Origin of the sequence: Daejeonella sp., assembly GCF_037719425.1 — a bacterium.
In the GTDB taxonomy this organism is placed as follows: Bacteria; Bacteroidota; Bacteroidia; order Sphingobacteriales; family Sphingobacteriaceae; genus Daejeonella.
On record NZ_JBBJNI010000170.1, the window covers coordinates 1 to 8,142 of the forward strand.

An 8,142-nucleotide genomic window follows, 5' to 3' on the forward strand; every position below is an offset into this window, starting at 1 on the left:
AACCTGAGCAAGGAGTATGAGCGTTTGCTGCTCGATATCCCGATGATGAACAAGAAATTCTCCGTGATCTTCACCCCTGCCGACCAGGATAAAATTGCTGCTAACTCGCCGGAACTTGCTTTAAAAGCCACAACTGAAACAAAGGCAGTTGCCGGTTTTACTGCAACAAAATATGAGGTGATGGAGAAAAAAAGCAGCCAGTCCTCAACCGCATGGTTTACAAAAGAAGTGGAGCTCAGTACTCAAAACCCGCTGACCCGCTACTTCGAAAAAGGTTTCGGTTTCCCGGTAGAATTTACGTCTTACATGAACGGGCTTAGCATTAAAGCAACCCTGAAAGAAGTTAAGGCTGAACCGGTGCCTGCCGGATCTTTCACTGCAAGCAAGGATCACGAAGAGATCACTTTTGAGCAACTGATGCAGATGCAAGGGGGGAAATAGAAGAACGAGGTTAATTTAAAGATCTAACCGCAGAGAGCGCAGAGTTCAGGCGCAGAGAACGCAGAGTTTAGGACTTAGCGCCTTTGCGCAGACCTTTGCGCTCTTTGCGTTTAAAAAACAATTCCCCAAAATTCCTACCTTGCCTCCATGTTAAAAACCTTCCTCGTTTTTTTCCGCTTCTACTTATTCTGGATGCTGTTCTTTGCGCTCGACAGACTGGTTTTCCTCATCTTCTTTTCCGATAAATTAAGAGCCGTAAGCTTTGGCGAAAAGGCTGCTACCTTCTGGTATGCCCTCAGGCTCGACTCTGCAATGGTAGCTTATATTTCGGCTATCCCGCTCATCTTTTATATCATCTTCCTGTTTTTAAAGCACAGCTTACTGCCCCGCCTTGCTGCTAAAATTTATGTGATCGTGCTGCTGGTGATCTTCGTGTTTGTCGGCGGCTTCAATTTCAATTTATACCGGGAATGGGGCAATAAGATCAATTACCGGGCACTGGATACGGCTTTTAATTCAACAAAAGAAGCCATTGCCTCCAGCGGGTCGCAGCCCATATTCCTGTCTGCCTGTGTTGTTCTGGCGATGTTCCTGATCTGCCTTTTCCTGTCCAATCTGATCATAGATTATAAGATCGCCGACAGGCAAAAACCTCTTTTAAATAAGATCGTTGGGAGCTTTATTGCAATTGCCCTGCTGGTTCTGGTTGCCCGCGGCGGCTGGCAGCTAACGCCCGTTAATCAGAGCATGGCTTATTTCTCCAATGAGACCATCCTAAATCATGCGGCTGTTAATACCGAATGGAACCTGCTGCAGGATATCATCAATAATAAATTCGCGACTAAAAACCCTTATAGATACTATACCGATGAGGAATCTGAAAAGATCGTCAGCGAGCTGTTTCCTAAAGCCACGGTTGAAACAGTCCCGGTACTAACAACACAGAAACCCAATGTCGTCCTCATCATTGTCGAGAGCTTTACCGCAGCCCTGATCGAGAATCTTGGCGGGGAAAAGGGTGTTGCTCCCAACATGACAGCGCTGAGCAGAGAAGGCCTGCTCTTTACAGATATCTACGCTGCTGGCGGCCGGACCGACAAGGGCGTGGTCGCAACCTTGAGTGCCTTCCCTTCCCAGGCTATCCGAACCATCATGAAGCAGAACGATAAGCAGGAAAAGCTGCCCGCTCTTGCACAGGATTTTCGTAGGAACGGGTACAGCACCTCCTTCTACTATGGCGGAGAAAGCGAGTTCTTTAATATGAAATCATATATCCTCGGGCATGATTATGAACGCCTGGTGGATGAGCATTCTTTTGATAAAAAGGATATGAACTCCAAATGGGGAACCTACGACCATATGGTGTTCCGGAAAAATGCCGCTGATCTGGATACGGAAAAGAAGCCTTTCTTTTCTACAATTCTAACCCTGACCAATCACGAGCCTTTTGAAATTCCGGGAACGCCAAAGTTTAAGGGTGAGGATGTCGACAATAAATACCGCAGCACTTTCTTTTACACCGATTCCTGTATCGGCGCTTATGTGAAAGAAGCTAAAACCAAAGACTGGTACAAGAACACTTTATTCATTGTGATTGCCGATCATAGTCACCGCCTGCCCGGCACCATCTCGGAATATGAGGCGAAGCGCTATCACATCCCGTTATTATTCTTTGGTGATGTTATTAAACCGGAATACCGCGGCACAGCCATCAATAAAACCGGCAGCCAGACCGACCTTGCCGCTACTTTGCTGAGTCAGCTGAAAATGGATCCTTCCCGGTATCAATGGAGCAAGGATCTGCTCAACCCCCAAACCAAAGAATTCGCTTTCTTCAACTGGGATAATGGTTTCGGCTTTGCCGCAAACGGGCAGGTGGTGTCATTTGATAATGTTGGGAAGAGGATCATTTTGAGGAAGAATGACAGGGACAAGAGTAAAGATGAGGAGCTCACCCGTTATGGGAAGGGTATGATGCAGAAGGTGTTTCAGGAATATTTGAATTATTAGGAGAGTCCAACTGCCAATCCGCCAACAATTCAGCCTGCTTCAGTACAGTCTCAATCGCCTTCTGCTGCATATCTGGTGGATAGCCATATTTATTTAAAGTACGCCTGACGATCACCATCAATTTTGCTCTTGCGCTTTCGCGGATAGCCCAGTCGATGGTCGCGTTAGCTTTTACTTTTTCTGCAATCTCGCGAGCGATTAAGCGCAGCTGTTCATCTCCGAGGACTTGAACTGCACTATCGTTAATTTCGAGCGCATTATAGAAGGCTACTTCTTCCGTTGAAAGTCCTAAACGTTCGGCTTCCTTGTCGGATTCTGTGATCTCTTTGGCGAGGTTGATTAGTTCCTGGATAATTTCGGCGGTACTGAGCAGATTGTTCTGGTATTTGAGAATTGAAGACTCCAGCATTTCCAGCAAAGCCCGGCTCTTAACCAGGTTGGTTTTAGTGCGGGTCTTAATTTCATCGTTCAGAATCTTTTTAAGAAGCTCCAGGGCCAGGTTCTTATGTTTCATGCCCTTTATTTCGAGCATAAATTCATCTGACAGAACCGAAATCAACGGCTTTCTGATACCGGCCGCGTCAAAAATATCTACCACCTGATCGGAGCTTAAAGCCTCGTCTACTATTTGCTTAATGGCGCTGTCCGTTTCGGCATCCGGGTTTACCCCTATTACACTTTCAAACTTAGTTAAGCGCGATTTTACTGCCTGGAAAAATGCGATTTCACCCTTTAAGGCCATGGCTTCCTCATCAGGCACTGCAAGTGCAAAGGCCTGACTCAGGAGCGTGACTTCTTTGATAAATCGTTCCTTACCATCCGGGAGGCCGAGCACGTGTTCTTCTGCCTGTAATATCACCGCAAGTTTTTCCTGTGGCGCTCCGCTAAAAAAACGGTTATAATTAAACCCCGCTAAACCGGAATAATAGGCCAATGGCTCCTCAAGTATAATGTCCTTTTTGGTTGAAGATTCCTGTGCGAATAACTGGCGTACCAGCTCTACTTTCTCCAGCAGCATTTCAACAGCTCTTTCCTGGGTATCTGTCGGTTCTCCTTTTCCGCCTGCATCAGAATAAAAAGACAGTGCTTTTTTAAGATCTGTAGCAATGCCCAGGTAATCTACTACCAATCCTCCAGGTTTATCTTTAAATACCCTGTTGACACGGGCAATGGCTTGCATGAGGTTGTGACCACGCATCGGCTTATCGATGTATAATGTATGCAGTGACGGAGCATCAAAACCGGTAAGCCACATATCCCTGACGATGACCAGCTTGAGTGGATCAGCCGGATCTTTCATTCGTTCAGCGAGATCTTTTCGCTCCGATTTGCTTGTCTTTAGTTTCGATAGTAAAGGACCATCATCGCTGGCAGCGGTCATAATTACCTTGATAGCTCCTTTTGCAGGATCTTCGCTATGCCATTCGGGCTTCAGCCTAATAATTGCGTTATACAATTCGGCAGCAATTCGCCGGCTCATTGCCACAATCATTCCTTTCCCTTCAAATACAGACTGACGGATTTCGAAATGGGTAACAATGTCTTTCGCCAGGTTGTTAATACGCCGTTCGTTACCTATAATCGCTTCGAGACGAGTCCATTTGGATTTTGCTTTCTGCGTTTCCGTTAATTCATCTTGCTCCAGTTCTCTGTCGAATTCCGCAATCAGCCGGCGCCCTTCTTCATCCAGGTTTACCTTCGCCAGGCGGCTTTCATACCAGATTTTAACCGTTGCGCCATCGTTAACGGCCTGAGCTATATCGTAAATATCAATGTACTGCCCGAATACCTGCGGGGTATTCACATCGGTACTTTCTATCGGTGTACCCGTAAATCCAATATAGGTGGCGTTCGGTAAGGCATCACGCATGTATTTGGCAAAACCGTAGGCTATCCGTTTTCCAATTACTTCCTTATTGGCATTTTTAACATCAACCAGTTTCGCTTCAAAGCCGTATTGCGTACGATGGGCTTCATCAGCGATCATGATGATATTACTTCGTTCAGAAAGCAGATCATAAGTTTCTTTACCGTCTTCGGCCAGGAATTTTTGTATGGTAGTAAATACAATCCCTCCGCTGGCAACTTTCAGTAGCTCTTTCAGCTTTCCCCGGTTTTCGGCCTGCACCGGGTCCTGCCTCAATAACTGCCGGCATGAAGCAAATGTACCAAAGAGCTGATCATCAAGGTCGTTCCGGTCGGTAAGTACCACCAGTGTAGGATTTTGCATTTGCGCCCGGGTGATGATCTTACCGGCATAGAATACCATACTAAGACTCTTCCCGGAGCCTTGAGTATGCCATACCACGCCCCCTTTTTTAGTTCCGGTACTTGCAGCAGTTACTGTGCTTTCAACCGCCTTATTCACTGCAAAATACTGATGGTAAGCAGCGACCTTTTTTTCGGTGATCAACTGAGTCAGACCTGTCTTCGGATCCTCCCGCTTCGATTTTTCGAACACAATGAAATTGCGGATCAGGTCCAGTAATGTCGCATGGTTAAGCATGCCTTTAATCATAATCTCAAGTTGCGGTGCAAAGCGGGAAGCATCTTTAATGCCATTAGCGCTTTTCCAAACCATATACCTGCCCAGGGCGGAAGTAATGGTTCCGGCTTTTCCCTCAAAACCGTCTGATATAATAGAGAATGCATTGTAAGTAAAGAGAGACGGAATGAGTTCCTGATAGGTTCGGATCTGGTTAAAAGCCCGCTCCACAGTCGCTTTTTCAGATACTGCATTTTTCAGCTCCATTACCACGAGCGGTATACCATTAACAAACAGCAATACATCTGGTCGTTTGCTGTGATTCTTCTCAGAAACCGTGTACTGGTTTACTACAACAAACTCATTATTAGCGGAATCCTCAAAGTCTACCAGGGCTACTTCATAACTGCGCTCATAGCCATCCTGCTGGTAAGGAATTTTAACTCCTTCAACCAGGCAGGTGTGAAAGGTCTCGTTGTTATACAGCAGATCCGGGGAGTATATGCGAAGCACTTTCTGTACAGCTTGTTCCTGTGCACCGCCGGGGATGTGTGGATTTAAAATGGAAACTGCTTTCCGAAGACGTTCTGTTAAAATAATCTGTTCGTAATTCTCCCTTTCCTGACGCTCAGCTCCCGGGGCCAATGCGATCCCATATATGTATTCCCAGCCGAGCGCCTGGAGGCTTTCGATGGCAAGGGTTTCGATATGGGATTCGGTGATGGGTTTCATTGATCCTTATATTTGCTCCAAACGTTAACTGGTTTAGAGTTAAAGAAAATATATACGTTCGTTAAAGTCGAGATATTTTCCATTTAATAATTTATAATCCTTATTTCGCCGTTAATTAATTTAGATAACAAAGAATCTCTCAGCACATTTAGACTGGCAATCTGTACTGTGTTTTGGTAAATTTTTTCATCCATTAAACCAACCTCGCGCTGAAACTTGGCAACATGGTCTGAGTCGAAAATAACATTTTCCAATCTTTTAAAATCATCTTTACCGATAGAGCCAAAAACCGTCCCGGTATCATTATACTGTTTTATCTGCCGCATTAATGATCGCAGTTTATAGTAAGTATAGGAATAATACTTATCATTAAATTTATAACGAAAAGCTGATACCCCTCGTCCTATACTGCAATCCTCAATCGCCATATTCATATCCCCAACCGGCGCACGAACACTTATTAGTGTATCGAATTTTCGAGCATAACGAGTTGCATCAGTCGTATAAATCCTCGGTTCAGGAAAGCGAAATCCAAAATCAGATCTTCCCTGAAAAAACACTATACCTTCCTCATTTTCATTTAGAGTGTCCCCAGCAGGAGATTGCCCCATTGTAAAATCAAATTCATCTTCAATAGTTCCAATTTTGCCACTTTTAATTGACTCCTTTGAATATTTGTCAAACACATTCTCTGCCAACTCTTCCAGCGTTTTATTCTGTCGTTGTAACAAATGTATTTTGTCATCAAGACTACCTAGCGTTGAAGCTATGATTTTCTGCTCTACTACAGGTGGAATTCGCCATTTCGTTGCCTTTAAATGATTCCAATCAGCTCTGGGCATCCGAGTTCCGCCTTCGCCGCCGTTAGCAGTATTTACAAAATCCCAATTAGCGAGAAAATAAAAAAGATAATCCTGATCAATTTCGTCTTTTGCACGAAAAACCCAAATATCCGTAGAACAAATTCCGCTAAATTCAGGTTGGACAACCTTTCGAAAGTAAGGTCTCAGTTTTCCAAATAGGACATCCCCAGATTGAAATAAGAATTTGTTGCTTGTTACGTCCGAAGAACTCCCCACCGAATTTAATCGCAGGGTTTTTTGTCCTATATGTTCAAGCCCTATGTACCTGTAGTGATTAGATCCGTCAGGCGTGTAAGTGTTTTTAATAGGTTCGGTAATTTCTTCTAACCTCAAACTCTTCCACCTCTCATAAAATACCACCCCCACCCGATGGATATGCTCCACCAAATCCGGTTCATTTATCGTATTGTAATTAAGAAGATCTATTTTATAAGGAAGGTTAAGTTCTTCCAGTTGAGCATTCAGGCTCAAAATATCTTTGTGATTAAATTTCCTTCCTTTTACAGCAAGATCTATATCAGAACCTTCTGTAAAACTTCCTTTTGCCCTGGAGCCAAACAGCAATACAGCGTCAACTTTTAAGAGGCTTCCAAAAACATCCTGTATTTGTTTGATACTTTCTTTCGGCAAGCCGGATTTCAACAATACATCATCCATTAACTGAGATAGTCAACTTCAAGGCGGGTTTGCAATTTTATGAACAGGTCGTGGTAAACCGCGGCAATATCTTCCGCAACTTCATTAGCGGTATCTTCATTATAGGTGTGGACAGTAAGTTTGCGGCTATCTACCATGCTAAACCATGTTTCCCCATTGCTTATCAGTTTCCTGTTGTACGCCAGCTTTATCGCGTCTTTGCTGCCCTGAATATTTGTTTCTCCCTGTTCTTCATAATAATCTTTTATAGTATTCCAGGCAAGTTCATAAGTATATTCAAAGCGCTGGATCATTCCTTCCTTTACTATGTCTCGTACAGCGCCCTCGTTATACTCCTCTACCGCTTCTGAGAGTTTTGCGAGTGCTTTCTTATAATTGGCGAATCGCTGTTTCCAGCGTACGTCTTTATTTTCCATCTTCTGTAATGTCTAGTTTTGCCAGGTTAATACGTATTTTTTCATTTAACGCCTCTTCTTCCGCAAATTGTTTCTCCAGTTCAGCCTTCAATTCCAGGAAACGTTCAGCAAAGTTTACATCGTCTTCTTCGTCGGGCAGGCCAACATAGCGCCCGGGAGTTAATACATAATTCAATCGGGCTACTCCTTCTACCGAAGCACTTTTACAAAATCCCTGAACATCCGCATAATTACCATCCTTATTTCGCCAGTTATGGTAGGTATCAGCTATCTGCTTAATTTCTTCAGGGGCAAGGTCACGGTTTCGGCGGTTTACCAGAAATCCCATGTTGCGGGCATCAATAAACAAGATTTCGTTTTTACGCTCGCGGAAGCCGCCATTAGTCTTATTCCGGGTGAGGAACCACAGACAGGCCGGGATCTGTGTATTTAGAAACAGTTTTGTTGGCAGGTTTACAATACAATCCACTAGGTCGTTTTCGATGAGCTTTTTCCGGATAGCCCCTTCATTATTAGTCTGACTGGTAAGGGCCCATTT

6 protein-coding genes are annotated in these 8,142 nt (G+C 44.3%); 2 read left to right on the forward strand and 4 right to left on the reverse strand.

What is annotated here, in order from left to right; genetic code table 11:
• Positions 1-441 (forward strand): hypothetical protein (locus WKF69_RS17140; RefSeq protein ID WP_340383448.1); only part of this gene is annotated, 441 nt, incomplete at its 5' end.
• Between the two features lie 147 nt (positions 442-588).
• A complete protein-coding gene (locus WKF69_RS17145) occupies positions 589-2,451 on the forward strand; it encodes a sulfatase-like hydrolase/transferase (RefSeq protein WP_340383449.1) in 1,863 nt (620 codons plus the stop codon).
• On the opposite strand, the gene WKF69_RS17150 is transcribed toward WKF69_RS17145, so the two are convergent.
• The 4 genes from WKF69_RS17150 to WKF69_RS17165 form a co-directional block, all read right to left on the reverse strand.
• Positions 2,393-5,668 carry a type I restriction endonuclease subunit R gene (locus tag WKF69_RS17150; protein WP_340383450.1) on the reverse strand — a complete coding sequence of 1,092 codons (3,276 nt, stop codon included), beginning with the start codon at positions 5,666-5,668 and terminating at the stop codon, positions 2,393-2,395. The two genes, WKF69_RS17145 and WKF69_RS17150, sit on opposite strands and share 59 nt — an antisense overlap.
• A gap of 83 nt (positions 5,669-5,751) precedes the next feature.
• The gene (locus WKF69_RS17155) at positions 5,752-7,188 is read right to left on the reverse strand and encodes a restriction endonuclease subunit S (protein ID WP_340383451.1); all 1,437 of its coding nucleotides are present in this window, start codon (positions 7,186-7,188) and stop codon (positions 5,752-5,754) included.
• Positions 7,188-7,604, reverse strand: a complete 417-nt coding sequence (locus WKF69_RS17160) for a nucleotidyltransferase substrate binding protein (protein ID WP_340383452.1) — start codon at positions 7,602-7,604, stop codon at positions 7,188-7,190. Before WKF69_RS17160 ends, WKF69_RS17155 begins: the two co-directional genes overlap by 1 nt.
• On the reverse strand, positions 7,594-8,142 hold a 549-nt coding region (locus WKF69_RS17165), incomplete at its 5' end, for an N-6 DNA methylase (protein ID WP_340383453.1). The genes WKF69_RS17160 and WKF69_RS17165, both read right to left, overlap by 11 nt.